Raw genomic sequence first — 22,332 nt, forward strand, 5'->3', positions numbered from 1 at the left:
CGCTTACATATTCAAGCCGCCGTCCACCTGAAGGACGGCTCCGGTGATATAGGAAGCCGCATCCGAAACCAAAAAGGCAGCAACATCGGCAATTTCCTCCGGGGTTCCCATCCGCCGCATGGGGATGGTGGCAAGGGCGCCCTCCTTTACCTTTTCAGGCAAGGCATCGGTCATATCCGTGGCGATGAAGCCGGGAGCGATGGCGTTGCAGGTGATGCCCCGTGAGGCCACCTCTTTGGCAATGCTTTTGGTGAGGCCGATCATGCCCGCCTTGGCGGCGGAATAGTTGGCCTGGCCCGCGTTGCCGCAGACGCCCGCCACGGAAGAGATATTGAGAATCCGTCCGCTGCGCCTGCGAACCATCAGAGGATAGACCTGCCGGATGGTGTTGAAAGCGCCTTTTAAATTGGTGGCGATGACGTCGTCAAAATCCGCTTCCTTCATCTGCATGGCCAGCTTATCCCGGTTGATCCCGGCGTTGTTCACGAGAATATCGATGCCGCCAAATTCTTCCTTTACCGTGGCGACCAGCTGGGCCACCTTGTCAAAATCCGATACATCGCAGCAATAGCATTCGGCTTTCACGCCGTTTTCCAGAGCCAGAGCCTTGGTTTCCTCTGCGGCGGCCTGGTTTCCGGCATAGACGATGGCGACGTTTGCTCCTTCGCTGGCCAGCTTTAGGGCGATGGCGCGGCCGATGCCCCGGGATGCGCCGGTGACGAGAGCGGTTTTTCCTGTCAGCATGCTGAGTCCTCCTTTAATGCTTCCAATGTAGCCTGTAAAGTGGCGCAGTCGGTCACGTTGCAGATCCGCTTTGCGCCGCCGATTTTTTTGATGAGTCCGGCGAGGGTCTTGCCCGCGCCCACTTCTATAAACGTATCATACCCGTCCGCCAGCATATTTTCAACTGTCTTTTGCCACTGCACCGGGCTTTTCACCTGCCGGGACAGCAGCTCCGCCGGGTTTTCCCCATAGGGAAGGGCTGTAGCGTTGGCATAGAGGGGCAGAGCGGGAGGAGAGAGGGGCAGAGAGTTTAAAAGACCATGCAGCTTTTCTGAAGCCTCCTCCATGAAGGGGGAATGAAACGCGCCGCTGACCGCCAGCGGGATGGCCCGCCCGCCTGCCGCCGCTGCTTTTTCCATGAAAGAGGGCATTTCCTCCCGGGCGCCCGCGACCACTGTCTGGCCCGGGCTGTTATAGTTCACGGAATAGACCTGGGAAAACTCCCGGCAAAGAGCTTCCACCTGCTCCGCCGTCAGTTTGACGATGGCGGCCATGGAGCCGGGATGGGCCTGGGCGCAGGCATCCATCCATTCCCCCCGCTTGCAGACGGCCTGAAAGGCGTCCGCTGCCGGCATCATCCCGCAAAAGGCTGCCGCCGCCACCTCTCCCAAAGAGAAGCCCGCCGCCGCCTCTGCCTTCACGCCCGCTTCGGCCAACGCCGCCGCACAGGCCAGATCCATGGCAAAGAGGCAGGGCTGGGTGTTGATGGTTTGGGAAAGCTCCTCCTTTGTTCCCGAGAAGCACTGGGAGAGCGTCCCCGGGCGGAGGGATTCCGCCAGATCGAAGATTTCCCGGGCAGCGGGAGAAGCCTCATAAAGATCCCTGCCCATGCCGGGATACTGCGCTCCCTGGCCGGAAAATACGAAAGCTATTCTACCCATCTGCCCGCTCCCTTCAAAACCTCATCCGCCTCGCGGAACATGCGCTCTATGATGTGCGCTGCGGTATCCGGCTGATTGACCATGGCGGCAATCTGCCCGGCGGGGAAACAGCCGTTTTGGACGTCGCCTTCCCGGGCCGCCTTGCGCAGTGCGCCGACGCCCAGCTGTTCCAGCTCGTCGTCCGAGCAGGCCGGGTCATATTCCCGCTTCATATAATTGCGGGAAAAAGGATTTTTCAGCGAACGGACGGGATGCCCCAGGCGCTTGCCCGTGACGATGGTATCCGTATCCTTGGCCTTTAATACCTTTTCCTTGTAATTCTCATGCACTGTGCATTCCTCGGCCACCAGGAAGCAGGTGCCGCACTGTACGCCTTCTGCACCCAGCATAAAGGAGGCCGCGATGCCGCGCCCGTCTGCAATGCCGCCGGCGGCGATGACCGGAATGTCTACAGCGTCGCAGACCTGGGGCACCAGAGTCATGGTCGTCAGATCGCCCACATGCCCGCCGGATTCTCCGCCCTCAGCGACGACGGCAGAAGCGCCCATCCGGGCGACGCGTTTGGCGATGGCCGTGGAAGGGACGACGGGAATGACCTTGATGCCGGCATTGACCCAATCCCCAATATATTTGGAGGGAAGCCCGGCGCCGGTTGTTACGACGCTCACATGTTCTTCCATGACGATTTTCGCCACGTCATCCACATGGGGACTCATGAGCATGATGTTGACACCGAAGGGTTTATCCGTGATCTTTCGGCAGTTGCGGATCTGCTCCACAAGATAGTCCGCATCTGCGTTCATGGCGGAGATAATGCCCAACCCGCCCGCATTGCTGACGGCTCCGGCCAGAGAGGCGTCGGAGATCCAGGCCATGCCGCCCTGGAAAATGGGATATTCGATTCCCAGCATGTCACAAACTCTTGTCTTTTTCATAAAACCTCACCTTACAATAAAAAATAGAATATGATTTCAAAAACCGGAGATCCGGTTATTTGCCCCAACGGAGAACGCAGGAGCCGGTGGTCAGCCCGGCGCCAAAGGCACTGATGGCCAAAAGATCGCCCTCTTCCAGTTGGCCCGTCCGGTTTAGCTCATCCAGAAGCAGAGGGACGCTGGCCGAAGACGTGTTGCCGCAGCGGTGGATGTTGGAGGGGAATTTTTCCTCCGGCTGCTTTAAGCGCTTGCGGACGGCATCCAGGATGCGGTGATTGGCCTGGTGCAGAACAAAATATTTGATATCGTCGAGAGAAACCCCTGCATCTGCGGCGACGATCCGGAGATCCTCCGCAGAGGTAGAAACGGCAAAGCGGTAGACCTCCTGCCCGGCCATATGGAGATAGGGGGCGGAGGGCTTGTGTTCGGTATAGGGGCAGTTGCCGCCAAAAGAGGGTGCATAGAGAACCGGGGTATTGCTGGTGGTTGTGAGCCGGGAGGAAAGATAGTTTTCCCCGGCGGCAGCGACGACAGCGCCCGCTCCATCCCCGAACAGAACACAGCTGGCCCGATCCGACCAGTCGGCGATCCGGGTCACAGCCTCTGCGCCGACGATGAGGATATGCTTCGCATGCCCGGCCCGCAGGTACATTTCGGCGATATCCATGGCAAAGACGAAGCCCGCGCAGGCAGCATTGATATCAAAAGCAGGGCATTTTGCTCGGATTCCGCCGGCGATGATGCAGGCAGTGGCAGGAGTGATATGGTCGCCCTGGACGGTGGAACATACGATTAGATCCAGCTGCTCCGGGGAAATGCCCGCGTCCTCAAGGGCGCGCTGGGAGGCGGAAATGGCCAGCGCATCGAGAGTTTCCGTGGAAATGACCTGCCGGGTCTTGATGCCGGTGCGGGTGGAGATCCATTCGTCGCTGGTATCTAAAAAGGTAGATAAATCGTCGTTTGAAATTGTCATGGCAGGCTGCATGCTGCCGGTTCCCAAGATTTTCAAGATGTTCACTCCTTGCTTCGTCTGCTGGCAGACGCTGATAAATTTTCAATGGTATGCTGAATAAAGGCATTTAATTTCTGCATGGCGCGAAAAAGCTGCTGTTTTTCGCCTTCCTCCATGGAAGAGAGAAGGGCGCAGACAAGCTGGCGGTGAAAATAGCGGTGCATAGCCTCCATTTTTCGGCCGCGCCGGGTCAGGATCACATGGACGCGCCGGGCGTCGCTGTCGCTGCGGATTTTCTGGGCGTAACCCTTCTTTTCCAGTTTTTTTATGGCGACGGTTACCGACGGCAGGGTAATTCCCATATCCTGGGCCAGCTGGCCGATGGTATAGCCCTCCGCATTGCCTTTTCCAATAGCCTCCAAAAGGTGAAGCTCGCTGATGCTCAGATCCACGGACTTGACGCTTTTTAAGGATAATTCTTCCAGTTTTCCGATGGAATGATAGGCGCCAACCAACAGGTCGTTGAGCTGGGCAGAAAAATTGTCCATGGAACGCTTCCTCCCAATTACTTAGATAAACAAACTAATTATAAAACCCGTCCTTTTCTTTGTCAATAAAATGGAAAAGCAAGGAAGGCATTCTTCATAGAAAATTCACAAGCGGCGGGAAAAAGGAGGGCGAGGGAACCAGACACCAATTTTTGGGGGCGGACATAGTATATAGTGTTAATTTACATTAAAAAAAGGAGGCAAATGCCGATATGAAATGTAACAGTCAGGCTCCTTACTTCTATAGTGCATATACTAAGGCGCCCACCTGCGCCCAGGAAGCACAGAAGTGTAAAGTGGCAAACTTTTTTGCCGATGCAGGCAGCGCAATGAATCCCTATGCGCGGGCATATGTGGTATCCCAGACATATACCAACTGTGCCGCGCCGGAATGCGCCCTGCATAACGGGACATTCTTCAACGATTTGTATATGCCCTATACAAATATCTCGAAATAGGGAAAGGAGGGAAACAAAATATGATGCCGTGCAATATGAATAACAACCGGGCAGGGCGCTCCTGCTCCTGCGGCCGTCCGGCGCCGCAGCCCCGCAGCTGTGGCTGCTCCAACGGTACGGATTTCCGTTCGCGGGGAAACTGCGAAAACCTGCGTGGCGGCCGTCCGGCTTGCCCGGAAAACCAGGCGAGACTGATGGAACAGATCCAGCAGTGCGAATTTATCTGCGTTGATATCAATCTGTATCTGGACACTCATCCCGATGATAAGCGGGCGCTTTCGGATTACAACTGCTATGCCGAGCAGCTGCGGGCCCTGAAAGATATGTATGTGAAAAATTATGGCCCCTTGCAGAACTTTGGAAACTCGACCAGCGAAGGGGAATGGAAATGGGTTTCTCAGCCCTTCCCCTGGAGCCAGAATTGCGGTTGCGGAATGGAGGACAAATAAACTATGTGGATCTATGAGAAAAAATTGATTTATCCTGTAAAAAATCTCAGACCCAATGCGCGGATGGCAAAGCTCATCGCCATGCTGCTGGGCGGGCCGAATGGAGAGATGACCGCCAGCACCACATATTTGAACCAGCGGTACTGCATGCCGGTGGGATGTGTGCAGGCGACATTGACGGACATCGGAACCGAGGAACTGAGCCATGTGGAAATGCTGAGTGTAATGCTGAAAATGCTCTTAAACGGCTGCTCAAAAGATGAGCTGCGTGCGGCGGGCATGGATGGCTGGGCGGCGGAATTTGGCGATTGCCCCTTCCCGGCGAACTGGAACCGCGAGAGCTGGACCGCGGCCTATGTGGGGACGACGGGCGATCCTATTGCGAATATTGCCAACGATATGGCAGCAGAGGAAAAGGCCCGCGCTGGATATGAAGGCGTCATCCGCATGTGTGACGACCCGGATACCATTGGAGCGCTGCAGTTCCTGAGGGAACGGGAAATTGTCCATTATCAACGGTTCGGAGAAGCGCTGCAAATCCTGTATAATTACTACGATTCCAAAAAGTGCTTCTAAAGGCAGCGACGACCGCCGGATTTCCGGCGGTCTTTTTGGTATAGGAAAGTTATAAAACCTCCACGATAAAAATGATAGGGCGTTATTTAAACTCTGGCGCTGTAAAAATCTGTAATAGACTTTTTAAAGTCTATATTATATTCCATTTTTTCCTAAAATTGGAAACAAATACGGACTATAAAAAGTCGATGATCGAGGAGGTATTTTTATGAAACTGGAAGATGTTCTCAAAGAAAGAATCGAGGAATTGTTGCTGAAGGAAGGGATTTCCGTCAACGCCTTGGCTACCCGGATGGGAGTGAACTGCACGACCATCAAGAATATCCTATATGGGAAAAGCTGCAATCCAACGATCCGCACTATTTTTCTGCTCAGTTCTGCCTTTGAATTGACGCTATCCAAATTCTTTGAGACAGAAGAATTTGAAAATCCGGAATTGGAAGCAGGTGAACGCAAGCCGCGCCGGGACAGGAAAGACGGAGAACTGCCGAAGGAATAAGAAAGTTACAATTCTGTTAAAAAAAGATAGGGAGGTGGGGAGAAAGATTGGCATTGCGCTGCCGGAATGGTATAATGAATGCACGGCCCTCGCCGGACAGGCACGGCTGGATCAGCAATGCGAGTTATCCAGAAAGGGATAGGCGGGAGACTACCCGTTGCCCAAGGAATAGGGAGTCTCGTTGCCCTCGCCAAACAGGTATGACCGGCAAGGCAAGTCCCGTTATCCGGAGGGATGTGGACGGGAAATGCTCGGGTGGTTTTGGATTGGGCGGCGCATGTGATATAATTATATATAATATGTAAGAAAGACGGCAAAACAGCCCGCAGCAGGGGGAAAGCGTTTGTTTGGATACATCAGCATAGACAAGCCGGAGATGAAAGTCCGGGATTTTGAAACCTTTCGGGCATATTACTGCGGCCTATGCCGCCAGATTCGCCGGGACTATGGACAGCTTCCCCGGCTTGTGCTGAGCTACGACTGCACCTTCCTCTATATCCTGGGAGCGGCGCTGGAGGACAGCATCCCAGAATATGCAAAGAAGCGGTGCCCTGTGAGTCCTATCCGAAAGCGCGGCTTTGCCCGGGACCATGGCGCGGAATATGCGGCGGCTGTCAACGTTCTGCTCGCTGCGGACAACTTGAGGGATAAGGTGAAGGATGATAAAAACCTGGGGGCCGGGGCTATGCTGCTGGCTTACCGGGGCGTATACCGCAAGGCGGGCCGGAAATACCCCCGGGCGGCGGCATCCATTGGAGAGGCACTGGAGCGGCTTTCCCAAATGGAGAGGGAGAAAGAGTCCAATCTGGATAAGGTGGCCGATGCCTTTGCGGGCATGCTGCGCGATATTTTTGCCGGGCTGGGGAAACATAAGGACGAAGAGAAGGTGCTGGGGCATCTGGGATATAACCTGGGCCGCTGGATCTATCTGGCCGACGCATATCATGACCGGCAGCGGGATGCCAGGAAAGGCGCCTATAATCCGTTTCTCTGCCGGTATGGAAAAGATGCGGCGGAACAGTCCGGCGGGGAGATGAAGGAAACGGCGGCTTTCAGCCTGAACAGTTCGCTCCATGCAGCCTGCGCGGCCTATGACCTTCTGGAGATCAAAAAGCACAAGGAAATTCTCGATAATATTCTCTACAGCGGGTTATATAAAAAGACAGAACAAATTCTAAAGGAAAGCGGAAAGGAAACGTGAATGGATCCATACAGTGTGCTGGGCGTGAGCCGGTCAGCGTCGGATGAGGAAATCAAAAAGGCATATCGGGAGCTGGTGAAAAAATACCATCCCGATAAATATAAGGACAGCGATCTGAAGGATATGGCCTCGGAAAAGCTCAAGGAAGTCAACGCGGCCTATGACGAAATTCAGCGCATGCGGCAGAATAAGTCCTCGGCCAGCTATGAGAGCGCCAACGGGAGCCGCTATCAGTCCTCTTATGGAAACGCGGGCTACCGCAGCTCCTATAGCAGCTATAGCAGCAACCCCAAATACAATACCGTCCGCTCGAAAATCCAAATGAACGATATCGGCGGTGCGGAAGCTATTTTAAATTCCATGACGGATCACGATGCTGAATGGTATTATCTCATGGGGGTGGTGTGTCTGCGTAAAGGCTGGTATGACGGTGCCCGGCAGCATTTCACCCAGGCCTATAACATGAATCCCTCCAACCCGGAATATGCCCAGGCATATCAGTCCGTCAACCATATGGGCCAGGGATTTGGAGGCTTTTATGGCAACGGGACCAATGTGGGCGGATGCAGCATGTGCGATATTTGCACAGGGCTAATGTGCGCGGATTTGTGCTGCGGCGGCGGACGCTGCTGCTAAGGAGGGAAAGGAATGCGCAAGGATTACACGGTCAAGACCCACCGGATCAGCCTGGCGGCCATGTTTGCGGCCATGACGCTGATCGTTCTCTATCTGGCGGCGATCCTGCCCAGCGGCCGGCTGTCTCTGTATTTTTTGAGCTCGATTTTCATTGCCGGCCTGTTGGTGGAGGATGAGCCGGTGACGGCGCTCATGACGTTTGCCGTGGTGTCGGGGCTGGGGCTTCTCATCGTTCCCAATCTGCTGACCGTGCTGCCCTATGTCCTCCTGTTTGGACACTATGGAATCGGGAAATACTTTATTGAGAAGATCCGCGACAAGGTGACGGCCTTTATTTTGAAGCTGCTCTATTTTGACGTATGTCTGGCCGCCATCTATTTTCTGGCATATGGGGTATTTGCCCCGGGATTGCTGGAGGCGCTGCCCCTCTGGGCGCTGATCACCATTGCCCAGGTCGTGTTTGTCGTCTATGATTTTCTGTATTCCAAGCTCACCTTATTCTATGTGCGGGTGATCCGCAGCAAGCTCATCCGGGGATAGGGCAAAAAGGAAAGGGGATAAAACGGCTATGTCCAGCGAGATTTATCAAACCGTAGCCTTTGGAATGCGCTATTGGTTTATTCTGATTATCGGCCTGATGCTGCTGACGCTGATCCTGGTTTCCCGTTCGGAATACCGGGAACGCAAAGCGGTCATGGGCGAAGTAGGCCAGTATATCGGCTATTTGGAGATCATCGGCGGCGCGGACGACGTGCTGGGCGAGCGCATCGGGATCATGAAGGAAAACCTGGTGGGAAATTCGCGGAGCGCGGATATCGTCATTGCCGACCCCAGCGTTCATAAAAATCATGCCATGATTAACCGAAAAAAGGGGCGGGTGATGCTCATTCCCCTAAACGGCAGCGACACGAAGATCAACGGGCGCAAGGCGACCCATCCCCATGAAATTTTTACGGGCGATACCGTGAGCTTCGGGGAAATTGAGGCGTCGGTATATATCAAACCCCAGGAGGAGGAAGAACCGCATGACGATCAAGCGTAAAGGCGCGACCTCCATCCTGTTTCTGCAGCTTCTGTTCATTCTTCCGGCGTTTGGCCTGCTTTCGCTGCGGGATGGAAAATTCGATATCATGACGCTGGTAGCCGGCGGCGTCCTCGTGTTTTATAATTTGTTTCAATATAACATGATGAAGGTTTCCTTCAAACATATCGATCGCTTTGTTCTGCTGGCGGCGCAGTTTTTGTGGTCCCTTGGCCTGGTGGTGTTATACCGGCTGGACCCGGAGCTGGCCCTCAAGCAGTTTGTCTGCCTTCTGATCGGAACCCTGGCTATGATCGTCATGATGGTGCTCATCCGGCGCAGCCGGGACTTTGGCCGCTTAAACTGGGTGTTCATGGGCCTGACGCTGCTGCTTCTTGCCAGCACGCTGGTGCTGGGGCGGACGACAGGCGGCGCAAAGAACTGGATCGATTTGGGATTCATCTCGGTCCAGCCCAGTGAGTTTGCGAAGATTCTGTTTATTGTGGTTTCCGCCTATTTCCTGACGACCCGGGATAAGCTGGTTTCCTTTATTCCGTATATGTTTTTTACCGCCGTCTGCGTCATGCTGCTGGTGGTGGAAAAGGACCTGGGGGCGGCGCTGCTCATCAGCGGCACTTTCCTCATTATGTTTTATGCGGCCACTGGGCGCACCTGGCTCACGCTGCTGGGCGTGGGGATTTTGGGCGGCGGCGCTTTTGCCAGCTATAAGCTCTTCAGCCATGTGCGGACGCGGGTGGAGGTCTGGCAGGACCCCTGGAGCGTCTATCAGGACGGCGGCTATCAGATTGTCCAGGGCCTGATGGCGCTGGCCAGCGGCGGCCTTCTGGGCGTGGGCCTGGGGCGCGGGATGCCGGAGGTGATTCCTGTTCGCTCCAGCGACTATATTTTTGCCGTGATCGGCGAGGAATTTGGGATTATCATCGGGATCTTCGTCATCATCTTCTATCTCGTGTTTATTGTCCGGGGAATTTTGATTGCTCTGGATGCCCGAAGCACCTATGACGCCCTTCTGGTGTTTGGCTGCACGGCCATGCTTTCGCTTCAGAGTTTTATCATCATCGGCGGCGTTATCAAGCTCATTCCTCTGACGGGGATCACCATGCCCTTTGTCAGCTATGGAGGCAGCTCAATTCTCGCCTCCATGATTCAGCTGGGGATCATCGAAGGTGTGGCAGTGAAAAACGGGAAGGCGGATGAAGCGGCGCTGGAAATGATGGGTGGTGAGATGCGATGAAGGATACGCAGAAATTTAAGCGCCATGTGCGGGTATGTATGGGGATATTCATTACCCTGTTTGCTGTGCTCATCGTATATCTGGGCTACTCTGTCCTCATGTATGGGGAAAAATGGTTCGCTACGCCCTATAACCCGCGGCTGCACAGCGCCGCCGAGTCCATCATTGCCGGATCGATCTATGACCGGAACGGCAACCGGATGGTATGGACAGAGGATGGCTCCCGCCAATATGCCGGGAATGCAGATACCCGGCGGGCCCTGTCCCATGTTTTGGGTGACGCCTATGGGAAATCTGTGGGAGCGGAGACAATTTTCGCCAAGTATCTCTATGGCATGGATAAGGATATTCTCGAGCGCATCAAGGATATCGGAACCGGGCAGGATAAAAACGGAAACGATATTTCCCTGACCATTGATTCCGAGCTTTGCGAATATATCTATGACCAGATGGGCGGAAAAAAAGGCTCTGTCGTGCTTTTGAACTATAAGACGGGGGAAATTCTGGCCAGCGTTTCCCTGCCGGCCTTTGACCCGCAGACTGTGGGGAAGGATACGCCGGAGGATACCAGCCTGGTTGACCGGGCCACCATGGGCCGCTATCCGCCGGGATCTGTCATGAAGATCATGACGGCCGCCGCCGCTGTGGAAGAAGGCATCGATATCAAATATACCTGCACAGGCGAGGATATTATTGAGGGGCAGAAGGTCACCTGCGCCGGAGGTACGGCACATGGAGAGCTGACGCTGGAAAGCGCCTTTACCAAATCCTGCAACACCTATTTTGCTAATCTTGCCGTCAAGATCGGCGGACAGCGGCTTTTGCAGGAGGCGTCCAAGTTCGGCTTCAATAAGGAATGGAATTTCTCGGATATCAACCTGTACCGCAGCAATTTTGAAGTTTCGGAGGAAGAAGGCGACGTGGCCTGGGCCGGCATCGGGCAGTATAACGATCTGATTACCCCTATGCATGCGGCCATGATCGCTGGCGCGATTGCCAACGATGGCGTGATGATGGAACCCAAACTGCTCAAGAGTGTGGATTTCAATGGATACACCCAGTTTAACTATACGCCGGCAAAGGCCGGCCAGGTGACGGATGCCGCCACTGCCCGGACCATCAAGAAATATATGATGGAGGTGGTGAAATCCGGAACCGGAACTTCCGCCGCCGTCAAGGGCACAACCATGTATGGCAAGACGGGTACGGCGGAATTTGTGGAGGACGGCGAAGTGAAAAACCATTCCTGGTTCGTGGGTTTTATTGAGGATTCCGCACATCCCTATGCCATTGCCGTCATCTTTGAAGGAGCGGGCTACGGCTCGCGGTATGCCGCGCCCATGGCGGGCAAAGTTATGGCAAGGGCCATCCGCTGAAAACAGAAATGGAACGACTTTTAAATAAAGAGCTGGAGGAGAAAATCCGCACGCTGCCCAAGGATCCCGGGGTCTATCTCATGAAGGACCGGGAGGGCAACGTGATCTATGTGGGCAAGGCGCGCAACCTTTCCAACCGGGTGCGCCAGTATTTTGGCGCCCTTTCGGGAAAGCAGGCGAAGGTAGCGGCCATGGTGCAGCATATCCATACCTTTGACTATATCATTGCGGACAGCGAAAAAGAGGCGCTGATCCTGGAATGCAATCTCATCAAAAAATACCAGCCCTATTATAATATCCTCCTGCGGGACGACAAGCATTTCCCCTATGTCCGCATCGATCTGAAGCAGGATTATCCCCGCATTGAGATCGTCCGGAAAGTGGAGCGGGACGGCGCAAAATATTTTGGCCCCTATCTGGCGGCCCATTCCATCCGGGATCTGATGGATGCGGTCTATAAGCTGTTCCCCCTGCGGAGCTGCAAAAAGGATATTCAGCTGCCGCCGAGGAAAAACGCCCGCCCCTGCCTGAACTATCAGATGGGCCGGTGCGCCGGGCCTTGCTGCGGGCTGGTGAGCAAAGAGGAATATGCAAAGACCGTCAAGGAGGTGATCGACCTTCTTTCCGGGAAGTATAAGGCGTTGGAAGCTGAGCTGAAAAAGCAGATGGAGGAAGCCGCGGAAAAGCTGGATTTTGAGCGGGCGGCTTCGCTTCGGGATAAAATCGTGATTTTGAAAAAGGTGGCCGAGCGGCAGAAGGCCGGATTCCCCGATCTCAACGATAAAGACCTGTTCGCCGCGGCCATGGGGGAGCGGGAAGCAATCGTCCAGGCGTTTTTTGTCCGGAAGGGAAAGCTGTCTGAAGCTCAGCGGTTCACCATGAGCGATGGAAGCAGCGAGGCTGAGGTGCTGGACAGCTTTTTGAAGCTCTACTATATGGATAAAACTGCCATTCCTAAAAAGATCTATGTGGGGGCGGAGCTGGAGGATACGGCGCTGTTGGAGGAATGGCTCTCGGATATCCGCGGGTCGAAAGTGGAGATCGTCCGTCCCCAGCGGGGCGACAACAAAAAACTGGTGGATATGGCTCGGAGAAACGCCCTGGAGGCCCTCAAGCGAAAGGAACAGAGCGCCAAGCGGGATTATGAGCGGACGGTTGGCGCAGCCAAAGGATTGGGCGATATTTTGGGAACCGGCTATATCCGCCGCATGGAATGCTATGATATCTCCAATACCCAGGGGACGGATTCCGTGGCCAGCATGGTGGTGTTTACCGATGGCAAGCCGGATAAAAAGGAATACCGCCGTTTCAGGATCAAAACTGTGGAGGGAGCCAATGACTTCGCCTCCATGGCGGAGGTGCTGACCCGCCGCCTGCTGCGTGGCTTTGCGGCCACGGATAAGGAACATGGGTTTGGCGCAGTGCCCGATCTCATCATCGTGGACGGCGGCAAGGGCCAGCTCAGCAGTGCGGTTTCCGTGCTGGAATCCCTGGGGCTGGAGGATATGAACATCGTCGGCCTGGCCAAGCGCGAGGAGGAGATTTTTCTTCCTGGCGAGAGTGAGCCGATTGTCCTGGCGAAGAACGCCCCCGAGCTTCGCCTGATTACGGCCATCCGCGATGAAGCCCACCGCTTTGCCATCACCTATCACCGCGCCCTGCGGCAGAACCGGACGCTGGCCTCGGAGCTGGACCGGATTGCCGGCGTGGGGAATAAGCGGAAGCTCCTGCTTTTGGAGGCGTTTGGCGACTTAGAGGGAATCCGGGGGGCATCGGTGGAAGAGCTTTCTGCCGTAAAGGGCGTGGATATTCGAACTGCCCGGGCCGTCTATCAGTATTTTCACGAATAATGGACAGAAGATGCAAAAAAGCATTTTGCTGTTCGTAAATACCTTGACAATCCTGTATTTTTTGTCATATACTTAAGGTAATCGAAATAAGTGGTGGAGTCTGTCATAAGGTCCTTTTACGGTGCTTTATTTATTTTGATTCATGAGGTAAAAAAGAACAGTGTTGTCGCATTGACAAACAATGTTAGCCATTTTTACAAATTGGAGGACAGAACCATAGCCTGTATGTTTTGTCCTCCATTTTATTTTGGCGCATGAATTCTGCCCCGAAGCCCCCTGTGCAAAACCGCCTGCTTATTTCCGAAATTTTTGGAGGGTAGGTGGTTTTTTATGGAGTCACAGTTGTCACTGTTCTATGGACTCTCGTTTCTGACGGCAGCCCTGGCGTTCGCCTTCGCCGTATACCTGTATTTATGGGTTAAGAAACGTCGGATCGAGAACAAAAAGATCTTGGAAGTATCCGCACTCATCAAAGAAGGTGCGAATACGTTCATGCGCAGAGAGTACAAAATTCTGGCGATTTTTGCCGGCGTTGCTGCTGTCGTCATTTTTGTGCTGCTGCCTTCGCCGGTTTGGAAGGGGGACATTGTCCAGAATATTTCCATGACAGTGGCCTACATACTGGGAACGGCGCTGTCTGCGGTGGCAGGAAAAATCGGCATCCTTGTGGCGACGCTGTCCAATGGACGGGCGGCAGAGGGCGCGCAGAAGGGAATTAAACCGGCCTTTTTGATCGGGTTCCGCGGCGGTGCCGTGATGGGGCTGCTGGTAGTGGGATGTTCGCTGCTGGGTGTGGCGGCGGTTCTGCTCATTGCCGGCGATGCGACGATTCTGCTGGGCTTCTCCTTTGGCGCCAGCTCGCTGGCTCTGTTTGCCAAGGCCGGCGGCGGAATTTTCACGAAAACGGCAGACGTTTCTGCCGACCTGACAGGCAAGGTCGAATTGGGAATCCCCGAGGACGATCCCAGAAACCCGGCGGTTATTGCCGACAATGTGGGCGATAACGTAGGCGATGTGGCCGGTATGGGCGCAGACCTCTTTGATTCCAACGTTGCGGCTATGGCGTCGGCTCTGGTCATTGCCCAGTCTCTTACGGGCGGATTTGCGAATATTTCCATGGTGTTCTGCTATGCAATTCTGGGCCTGCTGGCATCCATCATCGGCATTGCCACGGCGCGGGTCGGCAAGCACGGCAATCCGACGCGGGCGCTGAACTCTTCCACATATGTGACAACGGCGGTATACCTGGTGCTTACAGCGCTGGCAACCGTTATATTTGAGGGCTTCTCCTGGCGGATCTGGGGCGCCTCCGCGATTGGGCTGCTGGTCGGTGTGATCATCGGCATCACGACGGATTATTTCACAGACGATTCCAAGCCCATCGTCCGCAAAGTAGCACACGCTTCCGGCTCCGGCCCGGCTTTCACCGTGCTGTCCGGCGTTTCCTATGGATTTATCTCCGCTCTGCCGGCCATGGTGGGCATTGCGGTTTCCGCACTGGTTGCGTATAAGCTTTGTGAGCCCATGGGAGCAGGCTATGCCATCTTTGGAATTTCCATGGCGGCAGTCGGCATGCTCTCCATTGTGGGAATGATCATTTCCAATGATGCGTATGGGCCGATTGTAGATAATGCCCGCGGACTGGCCGAAATGGGTGGTCTGGGCGAAGAAACCATCCGCACGGCGGATGAGCTGGACAGCGCAGGCAACACGGTCAAAGCTGTGACCAAGGGCTTTTCCATCAGCGCCGCCGGCCTGACGGTTATCTCCCTTCTGGGAGCGTTCATGTCGGAGGCGAACGCTGCGCTGGCGGCAGCAGGCAAGCCCCTCATTACCGGATTTGATATCATGTCCCCCACGGTATTTTTCGGAATCCTGGTGGGCGCGGTAATCCCCGCGGTGTTCTCGGCGATGCTGATTCTGGGCGTGGATAAAAATGCACAGCGCATGGTTTCCGAGATTCACCGGCAGTTCAACACCATTAAAGGACTGCGGGAAGGCACCGCCAAGCCGGAATATGGAAAGTGCATCGATATTGCAACCTCAGGCGCGCTCCGGGAACTCATCCCGGCCGGCCTGATGACGATCATCGCAACGCTGGTTGTTGGATTCATTGGCGGCCCCATGGCCATAGGCGGATTCCTTCTGGGCAATATCGTCAGCGGCCTGCTGCTTGCATTGTTCATGTCCAATTCGGGCGGCTTGTGGGATAACTCCAAGAAATATGTGGAGGCCGGAAACGAAGGCGGAAAGGGCAGCGAGGCCCATAAGGCTGCGGTAATCGGCGACACGGTGGGCGACCCCTTTAAGGATACGGCAGGGCCTTCCATCAATACACAGATCACTGTGGTATCTCTGGTGTCCTCTCTGGTATCTTCGCTGTTTGTGGCGTTCTCCCTGTTTGGCTGATCTCATGGGGAAGAAATAGAAGGATTGAACAGCGGCGGCGATCCGGCTGCCGCTGTTTTTGTATGCAAAAATACAGAGATGCCCGCATAGGTGGCGGAAGGGAATGAAATCCAAAAGACGTATGCAGCGGAATTGTCAGGGGGACAGCGACGAGAACAATCCGAAGGAAAGCTCGAAAGGCCAGGAAAAAGCGATAGAGTGAAATGAGAAAATGAAACCGGGAGCCATGCATTCTATAGGCAACTGAATCCGAAAACGAAGAATATGAGAAAATTGGTTCGATAATTGCAGCGGAATACAGAATAGAGAAGAGGATAGAGGAGAAGAAGTGCCATTTGGCGTGAGGGTGATTCACTTGCCGAAAGGCGGGAAGAAAGGCAAAAGACGGGAGCTGCCAGCGCAAAGGGCAAGAATGTAACCCACGATTTCGTTAAAGTTTCCCAATCTCTCTTTGCGGTATAAAAAATCCCTTTGTTAAGGTTTTTTTGGCTGAGGGACAGGGATTTGAACCTTGGGAACAATTTCAACACAAACACGATTTCCAGTCGTGCGCCTTTAACCACTTCCTTTTTTGCATTTATTTTTGACTTTGGTTTTAAAGCCTGCCGCGGCTTCCCGGTTTTAGGTGCGGATGACAAAGACGGTTTTGATGCCAAAGCAAAGCCGGAGGCAGAGAAAGACGGCAGGAAACGGCTGCTCCGTCGGATAACCAGAAATATAGAAAAAACAGCTTTTTCAGGGAATAAAAAAACCGGGGGCAGATGAGGCTGCCTCCGGTTCTTTTTATCAGAATCAGACGTAGAACATGAGCTGAGAATATGTGGGGAAGGGCCAGAGATTTTCCGGCGCAATGGTTTCCAGCTCGTCGCAGCTTTCCCGCAGCTCCTGCATGGCGGCGAACACATGGTCGTGATAGCAGCGCGCCGCCGCAGCCACATCCTCGATCCCCCGGGCCTGGATTACTTTGGCTTCCAGCGCCTGGATCTTTTGAGCAATGGAGGCGCTCAGATAGCTGACCTTTTTCAGTAGTCCTTCCTCTGCTTCCAGGGAAAGGTCCAGACCGCACTGCTTCTTTGCCATATAGGCGTCGGTGAGATGCTTCCCGAAGGCAATGGCGCAGGGGAGAATCTGTTTTTTCGCCATATCCAGCATGGTGAGGGCTTCGATATTGATGGCCTTGTTGTAATTTTCCGTCAGAATTTCCTGGCGGCTCACCACCTCGGTTTCGGAAAAGACATGATGCTTGCGGAACAGCTCCAGATTCCGCGCATCCGAGAAATGGGGAAGGGCATCCGGCGTGGAGGGATAGTTATGAAGTCCGCGCTTTTCAGCTTCCCTGACCCATTCCGCCGCATAGTTGTTGCCGGAGAAGATGACGCGCTTGTGTTCCCGATAGGTCTTTGCCAGCAGGTCGTGGAGGGTGTCGTTGAAGTCGTCGGCCTTTTCCAGAATGTTGGCAAATTCGCAAAGCTCCTCCGCCATGATGGTGTTGAGCATGATATTCGGTTCAGCGACAGAAGCACTGGCGCTCAGCATGCGGAACTCGAATTTATTGCCCGTGAAAGCAAAGGGCGAGGTCCGGTTCCGGTCCGTGGAGTCCATGGGCAGCTTGGGAAGGGAGGAAACGCCGATTTCCAGAACCTTGCCCGGCGAACTCTTGAGGGAGCGGCCGTCTGCCAGGGCTTCCAGAATGTCCATGAGATCGTCTCCCAGAAAGATGGAGATGATGGAGGGCGGCGCCTCGTTGGCTCCCAGGCGATGGTCGTTGTCCGCCGTGGCCGTGGAAATGCGGAGCAGATCGGCATATTCGTCCACGCCCTTGATAACGGCGCAGAGGAACAGCAGGAACTGGGCGTTGCGCCCCGGGGAGGAGCCGGGCTCAAACAGGTTTTCCCCGGTATCCGTGCAGAGGGACCAGTTGTTGTGCTTACCCGAGCCGTTGACTCCGGCGAAGGGCTTGGCGTGCAAAAGACATGCCAGTCCGTGATGATCCGCAATCTTTTTCATCAGCTCCATGGTGAGCTGGTTATGGTCGCAGGCGATGTTGGAGGTGTTATAGATAGGCGCCAACTCATGCTGGGCCGGGGCGGCCTCATTATGCTCAGTTTTGGCAGAAATGCCCAGCTTCCAAAGCTCGATATCCAGCTCCCGCATAAAGCCGGCCACCTGCTCCTTGATATTTCCGAAATAGTGATCCTCCAGCTCCTGGCCCTTGGGCGGCTTGGCGCCAAAAAGCGTCCGCCCCGTGAAAATCAGGTCCTTGCGCTGGCGGTAGAGGTCTTTAGGGACGAGAAAATACTCCTGCTCGGAACCCACGGTTGTGATGACCCGACGGGCTGTGGTGTTTCCAAAGAGGCGGAGCACCCGGAGCGCCTGAAAGCTGACGGCTTCCATCGAGCGGATCAGCGGTGTTTTTTTATCCAGGATCTCGCCGCCATAGGAGCAGAACACCGTGGGGATATAGAGCGTATAGTCCTTGACAAACGCATAGGAAGTGGGGTCCCATGCTGTGTAGCCCCGGGCCTCAAAGGTGGCCCGCAGGCCGCCGGAGGGGAAGCTGGAGGCGTCTGGTTCGCCCCGCACCAACTCTTTTCCGGAAAATTCCATGATGGCTTTTCCGTCGGCGATGGGGGAAATGAAGGAGTCGTGCTTCTCCGCGGTGATGCCGGTCATGGGCTGGAACCAATGGGTATAATGTGTGGCGCCCTTTTCAATGGCCCAGTCCTTCATGGTGCTGGCAACGACCTCTGCCAAACTTTCTTCCAGCCGGCTGCCCTGTTCAATCGTCTTTTTCAGGGATGTGTAGATATGGCGGGGCAGGCGCTCGCGCATGACGCTGTCATTGAATACCATGGACCCGAACAGTGCGGATACGTTCACAGGCTCTTCATATTCACAATGCATAAAATTCCTCCTTTGTGGCAAATCAGCAAACAATAAAAAAGGCGACAGAAATACAAATGAATTCTGCAGCGCCTTTGCTACCCTAAAACGTTATAAAGCATATCATAAATCCGCCGCTTTTGCAAGTTTTTTTGCCGGAACCCATGCATTTTTTGCAGCAGTTGACAAACCGGGTTTTCATACAGTACTATCAATATACATAGAGATAAAGGAGCGCAGACCACGAAAAGAGGATGGACGAATGAAACGGGCGCTGATTATTGCGGCATCGGACGAATTATATAGGGCGATCAGCGAAGTGCTGGCCGAATCCGAATTTGAAGAGATTTTGTGCGCCCGGGGCATCTCCCAGGCGGAGGATATGATTTCCGCTGCCCCGGTAGATCTGGTGTTCATCTATTCGTCCTGCCCGGAGGACGCGGAGACAGCCTTTGCGAAAAAAATTTCCGCCCGGCCGGATATGGCATTGGTGTTCATGGTGCGGGAGGCGCAGCGGGAAGAAACCGAGCAGGCCCTGCTCCGGACCAAGGCTCTGGTGCTGGGAACGCCCATCTCCCGGCAGGGGTTGCTGCAAAGCATCAAAATTGCCCGGTCCCTCACGGGAAAATTTGCGGAAATGCAGCGAGAAAACGAAGCGCTCAAGCAAAAAATTGAGGAACTCAAGGTGGTAGACCGGGCCAAATGCTGCCTGATCTCCTTTCTGCGGATGGATGAAGCCCAGGCCCACCGCTATATTCAAAAACGGGCCATGGATATGCGGGTGACGCAGCGGGAGGTTGCCGAAGATATTTTAAAGACATATGAATATTAAGCAAAGAAAAAGCAGAGGAATTTGCCTCTGCTTTTTTTGCCGCATTGTTATTTTTGTTTATTCGGTCTTTTCCGCCAGCTCTTCCAGGGCGTCCAGGGCCTCTTTTTCGTCCTTGCCGTTGGCCAGGACATAGATGGATTCGCCGCAGCGGATTTTCAGAGAGAGCACGCCCATGATGCTTTTGGCATTGACCTTTTTATTTTCGCTTTCAATGAGGATCTGCGATTCATAACAGCCGGCCGTCTGCACAAACAAGGCTGCCGTGCGGGATTTCAATCCATCGGGATGTTTGATGACAAGTTCTTTATAAAGCATTCGGATTCCTCCTTTAAAGATGCAAATCGCGGCGGCGGAACGCCGCCTATGTTGTGTATATGAAAGTCCTTGAATACTATTTATAAATATTCCATAAGTATAGGGGAAAATCCTCTAAAAAACACGGGATTTTTCCAAATTATTTTCGATAGGCCAGCTCTTTGGCAACCTTTGCCACCAGGGAATAGTTGGGGTCCACCATATTTCCCACATAGAGGGAACTGTCCATGGTGATGGCTTGATAGGCGTCCATAGCGTCCCAGCCCAGCTCTATCATCCATTGCACCAGCTCATAACAGGCGATGCGGGCGGCATCCTCCATGGGCCGCGCGCTTCCAATGCACATAAGCTCGGTGGGGCTTTCAATGCGGGGCTGGCGCAGGGTCAGGCCGGGGACGACTTCCAACTTCAGCGTTACCCGGGCCGCAATCTCCAACGCCGCGCCGCAGGCTTCTCCCTGCCCCTGGCGGGCGTGGCAGTCGCCCAGATAGAGATAGGCGCCCTCCTTCTGGATGGGGAGATAGAGAATATTTCCGGGCTTCACATCCGGGACATCCATGTTGCCGCCCTGCTCAAAGGGGGTGTTGGAGGAAGGGGCCTGGATTTCCGGCGCGGTAGCGATGGTGCCGATGAAGGGATCGGGGGAGAAGGAGAGGCGGTTTCCGTGGGAATAGACTCCATCCTTATAATGATAGAGATAGACCTTGAGGGGAAGGGGATCGTTTAAAAATTTGACGCGCCGGTTATACTGCAATGCGCCGAACTCCCGGTGAATACAGCTCACGGCTATGTCCCGTGTGGGCGTGATATCCAGAATGGAAATTTTGAGGGCATCTCCCGGATGCGCCCCCTCCACATAGACCGGGCCCACCAGAGGATTGGAATATGTATTGAGCTGTTTGGGGTCCAGATCCTCGGAAGTGAGATCGCCCCAAAAGGCATCTTCGGTATAAAACACGGCGGTTTCCCCATCCCGGACGTGGGCTACCGGCGCCGCATAGGGGCTGATGACACATTGGTATTGGCTGCGTTCCAGGCGAATTTCCTGCATGATGATTTTCCTCACATGATAAGATTACAAGCATATATAGGTTTTATGTGTTTTCTCAAAAAGAGAAAGGATTTCACCCCTCTGCGCAAAAGTGAAATGAAAAAACGGCTGAAGATCCTATGTTTTTCTGCAAAAACAGATAAAAAGCGGTATTTTTCCGCTGGAAAACGATGGTATTGTCTGCTGGAGGATAGAAGCTCATATATTATTTTCTTCCCGGAGAGTGCGGGCGATTTCATTGAGCTTGCGCAGCCGGTGATTGATCCCTGAGCGGGAGGCTCCCGGGCAGAGAGCTGCCAGCTCGCTCAGGGAGGCTTCCGGATAAGAAAGGCGAAGCTCCGCCGCTTCCCGCAGGGCCGGGGAAAGCCATTCCAGGCCCCGGGTCTGCTCGATAAACCGGATATTTTCGGCCTGCTGGACGGCGGAGCGAACCGTGCGGTCGATATTGGCGCTTTCACAGTTGATCTGCCGATTGACGTTGTTGCGGATATCCTTGAAAATGCGGATATTTTCCAACTCCATCACGCTGGAATGGGCGCCGATACGCGTCAACAGGCCGATGATATCCTCAATTCCCTTGATATAGACGACGCTTGTTTCCTTGCGCTGCGTTTGGCGGGCATTGAGGGAAAACCCTTGCAGAAGGGCGCAGAGCGGCTCGGCAAGGGAGGGCATGGAGACGACAAACTCCAGGTGGTATTCCTTTTGGGGGTCGCTGATGCTGCCACCGCCCAGAAAGGCGCCGCGCAGAAAGGCTGCCCGGCAGCATTCCCGCTGGGTCAAAGCCGAAAAGGCCTCGGGCTGCAGACGAATCCCCAGGGAAACGGCAATGCCCAGATCATCCAAAATTGAAAGCACCTGCTCCCGGCCGCTGATGCGCACCGAATAGACCTCGTTCTTTTTGAGGGGGCCGGTTTTGGAGAGAAGCTCGCATTCCAGGCCATAGACCCGTTTCACCAGGGAAAAAATCCGAGTGACAACGCCGCGGCTTTCCGTGTTTAGAAGTAAACTCAGGCCGCCCGAGCCCAGGGAGATGGTGCCGCTTAAAAGCACAAGGCCGGCCAGCTCTGCCCGCAGGCAATGCAGATGCTTCCCATGCACTTCACAGCATTCGGTTTTTACATCAGCGGAAAAAGACAAAAAAACCTCTCCTTTGAAAATGAGATGGAACATCCGCTCTCCGGGAGAACCGGAAAGCGGAGCAGCTGCGGCATGTCGTGGAAGTTCCCTGGGGGATATGGATATTCTTCCAGCGATTCAAGAGGATACCGTTAAGCTCTTTTTGCATCTTGGGTGTTTCATACATCCGCAATGCTCTGGAATAAAACCGGATTGGGATAGGACAGATCAGCCACCGGCCCAAACCAAGCCGTTTTCTTCGTCCGGGAGAAAATGATATGCCGTGTCCCTCCGAATCTATCC

Annotated in this window: 23 protein-coding genes; 14 read left to right on the top strand and 9 right to left on the bottom strand. The window is 54.3% G+C overall.

The window, feature by feature from the left end; translation table 11 throughout:
- Positions 1 to 3: 3 nt before the first annotated feature.
- From fabG to H8693_RS08680, 5 genes are read right to left on the bottom strand one after another with little or no spacing between them, the layout of a single operon-like run.
- The gene (gene fabG / locus H8693_RS08660) at positions 4 to 744 is read right to left on the bottom strand and encodes a 3-oxoacyl-[acyl-carrier-protein] reductase (RefSeq protein ID WP_249280637.1); all 741 of its coding nucleotides are present in this window, start codon (positions 742 to 744) and stop codon (positions 4 to 6) included.
- Complete coding sequence (locus H8693_RS08665; protein ID WP_249280638.1) at positions 738 to 1,664, bottom strand: ACP S-malonyltransferase; 927 nt, start codon at positions 1,662 to 1,664, stop codon at positions 738 to 740. Before H8693_RS08665 ends, fabG begins: the two co-directional genes overlap by 7 nt.
- Positions 1,652 to 2,599, bottom strand: a complete 948-nt coding sequence (fabK, locus tag H8693_RS08670) for an enoyl-[acyl-carrier-protein] reductase FabK (protein ID WP_249280639.1) — start codon at positions 2,597 to 2,599, stop codon at positions 1,652 to 1,654. The genes H8693_RS08665 and fabK overlap by 13 nt, the downstream gene beginning before the upstream one ends.
- A gap of 55 nt (positions 2,600 to 2,654) precedes the next feature.
- Complete coding sequence (locus tag H8693_RS08675; protein WP_249280640.1) at positions 2,655 to 3,608, bottom strand: beta-ketoacyl-ACP synthase III; 954 nt, start codon at positions 3,606 to 3,608, stop codon at positions 2,655 to 2,657.
- Positions 3,609 to 3,613: 5 nt separating this feature from the next.
- Positions 3,614 to 4,099 carry a MarR family winged helix-turn-helix transcriptional regulator gene (locus tag H8693_RS08680; protein ID WP_249280641.1) on the bottom strand — a complete coding sequence of 162 codons (486 nt, stop codon included), beginning with the start codon at positions 4,097 to 4,099 and terminating at the stop codon, positions 3,614 to 3,616.
- A gap of 212 nt (positions 4,100 to 4,311) precedes the next feature.
- Between H8693_RS08680 and H8693_RS08685 the strand changes: the two genes are divergently transcribed.
- From H8693_RS08685 to H8693_RS08750, 13 genes are all read left to right on the top strand, one after another.
- Complete coding sequence (locus H8693_RS08685) at positions 4,312 to 4,557, top strand: spore coat associated protein CotJA (RefSeq protein WP_249280642.1); 246 nt, start codon at positions 4,312 to 4,314, stop codon at positions 4,555 to 4,557.
- 20 nt (positions 4,558 to 4,577) lie between these two features.
- Positions 4,578 to 5,006 carry a spore coat protein CotJB gene (locus H8693_RS08690; RefSeq protein WP_249280643.1) on the top strand — a complete coding sequence of 143 codons (429 nt, stop codon included), beginning with the start codon at positions 4,578 to 4,580 and terminating at the stop codon, positions 5,004 to 5,006.
- A gap of 3 nt (positions 5,007 to 5,009) precedes the next feature.
- Positions 5,010 to 5,582: a manganese catalase family protein gene (locus H8693_RS08695; RefSeq protein WP_249280644.1), complete on the top strand. Its 573-nt coding sequence runs from the start codon at positions 5,010 to 5,012 to the stop codon at positions 5,580 to 5,582.
- A 208-nt stretch (positions 5,583 to 5,790) separates the two neighbouring features.
- Positions 5,791 to 6,081, top strand: a complete 291-nt coding sequence (locus H8693_RS08700) for a helix-turn-helix transcriptional regulator (RefSeq protein WP_249280645.1) — start codon at positions 5,791 to 5,793, stop codon at positions 6,079 to 6,081.
- A gap of 343 nt (positions 6,082 to 6,424) precedes the next feature.
- Positions 6,425 to 7,282, top strand: a complete 858-nt coding sequence (locus H8693_RS08705) for a DUF5685 family protein (RefSeq protein ID WP_249280646.1) — start codon at positions 6,425 to 6,427, stop codon at positions 7,280 to 7,282.
- The gene (locus H8693_RS10685) at positions 7,283 to 7,918 is read left to right on the top strand and encodes a J domain-containing protein (protein WP_283243778.1); all 636 of its coding nucleotides are present in this window, start codon (positions 7,283 to 7,285) and stop codon (positions 7,916 to 7,918) included.
- Between the two features lie 12 nt (positions 7,919 to 7,930).
- On the top strand, positions 7,931 to 8,458 hold the full coding sequence (locus tag H8693_RS08720) for a hypothetical protein (protein ID WP_249280647.1): 528 nt from the start codon (positions 7,931 to 7,933) through the stop codon (positions 8,456 to 8,458).
- Positions 8,459 to 8,486: 28 nt separating this feature from the next.
- The gene (locus tag H8693_RS08725) at positions 8,487 to 8,960 is read left to right on the top strand and encodes an FHA domain-containing protein (RefSeq protein ID WP_178618848.1); all 474 of its coding nucleotides are present in this window, start codon (positions 8,487 to 8,489) and stop codon (positions 8,958 to 8,960) included.
- Entirely contained in the window at positions 8,944 to 10,194 is a 1,251-nt protein-coding gene (locus H8693_RS08730) for an FtsW/RodA/SpoVE family cell cycle protein (protein ID WP_249280648.1), read from the top strand. The genes H8693_RS08725 and H8693_RS08730 overlap by 17 nt, the downstream gene beginning before the upstream one ends.
- A complete protein-coding gene (locus H8693_RS08735; RefSeq protein ID WP_178618854.1) occupies positions 10,191 to 11,570 on the top strand; it encodes a peptidoglycan D,D-transpeptidase FtsI family protein in 1,380 nt (459 codons plus the stop codon). Before H8693_RS08730 ends, H8693_RS08735 begins: the two co-directional genes overlap by 4 nt.
- 8 nt (positions 11,571 to 11,578) lie before the next feature.
- On the top strand, positions 11,579 to 13,420 hold the full coding sequence (gene uvrC / locus H8693_RS08740; RefSeq protein ID WP_249280649.1) for an excinuclease ABC subunit UvrC: 1,842 nt from the start codon (positions 11,579 to 11,581) through the stop codon (positions 13,418 to 13,420).
- A 330-nt stretch (positions 13,421 to 13,750) separates the two neighbouring features.
- Entirely contained in the window at positions 13,751 to 15,829 is a 2,079-nt protein-coding gene (locus H8693_RS08745) for a sodium-translocating pyrophosphatase (protein ID WP_178618860.1), read from the top strand.
- Between the two features lie 504 nt (positions 15,830 to 16,333).
- Positions 16,334 to 16,594: a hypothetical protein gene (locus H8693_RS08750; protein ID WP_249280650.1), complete on the top strand. Its 261-nt coding sequence runs from the start codon at positions 16,334 to 16,336 to the stop codon at positions 16,592 to 16,594.
- Between the two features lie 27 nt (positions 16,595 to 16,621).
- On the opposite strand, the gene H8693_RS08755 is transcribed toward H8693_RS08750, so the two are convergent.
- Positions 16,622 to 18,733, bottom strand: coding sequence for a glutamine synthetase III family protein (locus H8693_RS08755; RefSeq protein WP_249280651.1), 2,112 nt, complete (start codon positions 18,731 to 18,733; stop codon positions 16,622 to 16,624).
- A gap of 241 nt (positions 18,734 to 18,974) precedes the next feature.
- Between H8693_RS08755 and H8693_RS08760 the strand changes: the two genes are divergently transcribed.
- A complete protein-coding gene (locus H8693_RS08760; RefSeq protein WP_249280652.1) occupies positions 18,975 to 19,544 on the top strand; it encodes an ANTAR domain-containing response regulator in 570 nt (189 codons plus the stop codon).
- A 57-nt stretch (positions 19,545 to 19,601) separates the two neighbouring features.
- On the opposite strand, the gene H8693_RS08765 is transcribed toward H8693_RS08760, so the two are convergent.
- From H8693_RS08765 to whiA, 3 genes are all read right to left on the bottom strand, one after another.
- The gene (locus H8693_RS08765; RefSeq protein ID WP_249280653.1) at positions 19,602 to 19,859 is read right to left on the bottom strand and encodes an HPr family phosphocarrier protein; all 258 of its coding nucleotides are present in this window, start codon (positions 19,857 to 19,859) and stop codon (positions 19,602 to 19,604) included.
- Between the two features lie 139 nt (positions 19,860 to 19,998).
- On the bottom strand, positions 19,999 to 20,910 hold the full coding sequence (locus H8693_RS08770) for an acetamidase/formamidase family protein (protein WP_249280654.1): 912 nt from the start codon (positions 20,908 to 20,910) through the stop codon (positions 19,999 to 20,001).
- A 198-nt stretch (positions 20,911 to 21,108) separates the two neighbouring features.
- Positions 21,109 to 22,050, bottom strand: a complete 942-nt coding sequence (gene whiA, locus H8693_RS08775; RefSeq protein ID WP_249280655.1) for a DNA-binding protein WhiA — start codon at positions 22,048 to 22,050, stop codon at positions 21,109 to 21,111.
- Between the last annotated feature and the right edge of the window lie 282 nt (positions 22,051 to 22,332).

Origin of the sequence: Guopingia tenuis (assembly GCF_014384805.1) — a bacterium.
Lineage (GTDB): Bacteria > Bacillota > Clostridia > Christensenellales > Christensenellaceae > Guopingia > Guopingia tenuis.

What these genes read in the sequence shown, in the direction of transcription:
- fabG (WP_249280637.1), bottom strand. Translation starts at nt 744, where the DNA reads ATGCTGACAGGAAAAACCGCTCTCGTCACCGGCGCATCCCGGGGCATC.
- H8693_RS08665 (WP_249280638.1), bottom strand. Translation starts at nt 1,664, where the DNA reads ATGGGTAGAATAGCTTTCGTATTTTCCGGCCAGGGAGCGCAGTATCCC.
- fabK (WP_249280639.1), bottom strand. Translation starts at nt 2,599, where the DNA reads ATGAAAAAGACAAGAGTTTGTGACATGCTGGGAATCGAATATCCCATT.
- H8693_RS08680 (WP_249280641.1), bottom strand. Translation starts at nt 4,099, where the DNA reads ATGGACAATTTTTCTGCCCAGCTCAACGACCTGTTGGTTGGCGCCTAT.
- H8693_RS08685 (WP_249280642.1), top strand. Translation starts at nt 4,312, where the DNA reads ATGAAATGTAACAGTCAGGCTCCTTACTTCTATAGTGCATATACTAAG.
- H8693_RS08690 (WP_249280643.1), top strand. Translation starts at nt 4,578, where the DNA reads ATGATGCCGTGCAATATGAATAACAACCGGGCAGGGCGCTCCTGCTCC.
- H8693_RS08695 (WP_249280644.1), top strand. Translation starts at nt 5,010, where the DNA reads ATGTGGATCTATGAGAAAAAATTGATTTATCCTGTAAAAAATCTCAGA.
- H8693_RS08700 (WP_249280645.1), top strand. Translation starts at nt 5,791, where the DNA reads ATGAAACTGGAAGATGTTCTCAAAGAAAGAATCGAGGAATTGTTGCTG.
- H8693_RS10685 (WP_283243778.1), top strand. Translation starts at nt 7,283, where the DNA reads ATGGATCCATACAGTGTGCTGGGCGTGAGCCGGTCAGCGTCGGATGAG.
- H8693_RS08720 (WP_249280647.1), top strand. Translation starts at nt 7,931, where the DNA reads ATGCGCAAGGATTACACGGTCAAGACCCACCGGATCAGCCTGGCGGCC.
- H8693_RS08725 (WP_178618848.1), top strand. Translation starts at nt 8,487, where the DNA reads ATGTCCAGCGAGATTTATCAAACCGTAGCCTTTGGAATGCGCTATTGG.
- H8693_RS08730 (WP_249280648.1), top strand. Translation starts at nt 8,944, where the DNA reads ATGACGATCAAGCGTAAAGGCGCGACCTCCATCCTGTTTCTGCAGCTT.
- H8693_RS08735 (WP_178618854.1), top strand. Translation starts at nt 10,191, where the DNA reads ATGAAGGATACGCAGAAATTTAAGCGCCATGTGCGGGTATGTATGGGG.
- uvrC (WP_249280649.1), top strand. Translation starts at nt 11,579, where the DNA reads ATGGAACGACTTTTAAATAAAGAGCTGGAGGAGAAAATCCGCACGCTG.
- H8693_RS08745 (WP_178618860.1), top strand. Translation starts at nt 13,751, where the DNA reads ATGGAGTCACAGTTGTCACTGTTCTATGGACTCTCGTTTCTGACGGCA.
- H8693_RS08755 (WP_249280651.1), bottom strand. Translation starts at nt 18,733, where the DNA reads ATGCATTGTGAATATGAAGAGCCTGTGAACGTATCCGCACTGTTCGGG.
- H8693_RS08760 (WP_249280652.1), top strand. Translation starts at nt 18,975, where the DNA reads ATGAAACGGGCGCTGATTATTGCGGCATCGGACGAATTATATAGGGCG.
- H8693_RS08765 (WP_249280653.1), bottom strand. Translation starts at nt 19,859, where the DNA reads ATGCTTTATAAAGAACTTGTCATCAAACATCCCGATGGATTGAAATCC.
- H8693_RS08770 (WP_249280654.1), bottom strand. Translation starts at nt 20,910, where the DNA reads ATGCAGGAAATTCGCCTGGAACGCAGCCAATACCAATGTGTCATCAGC.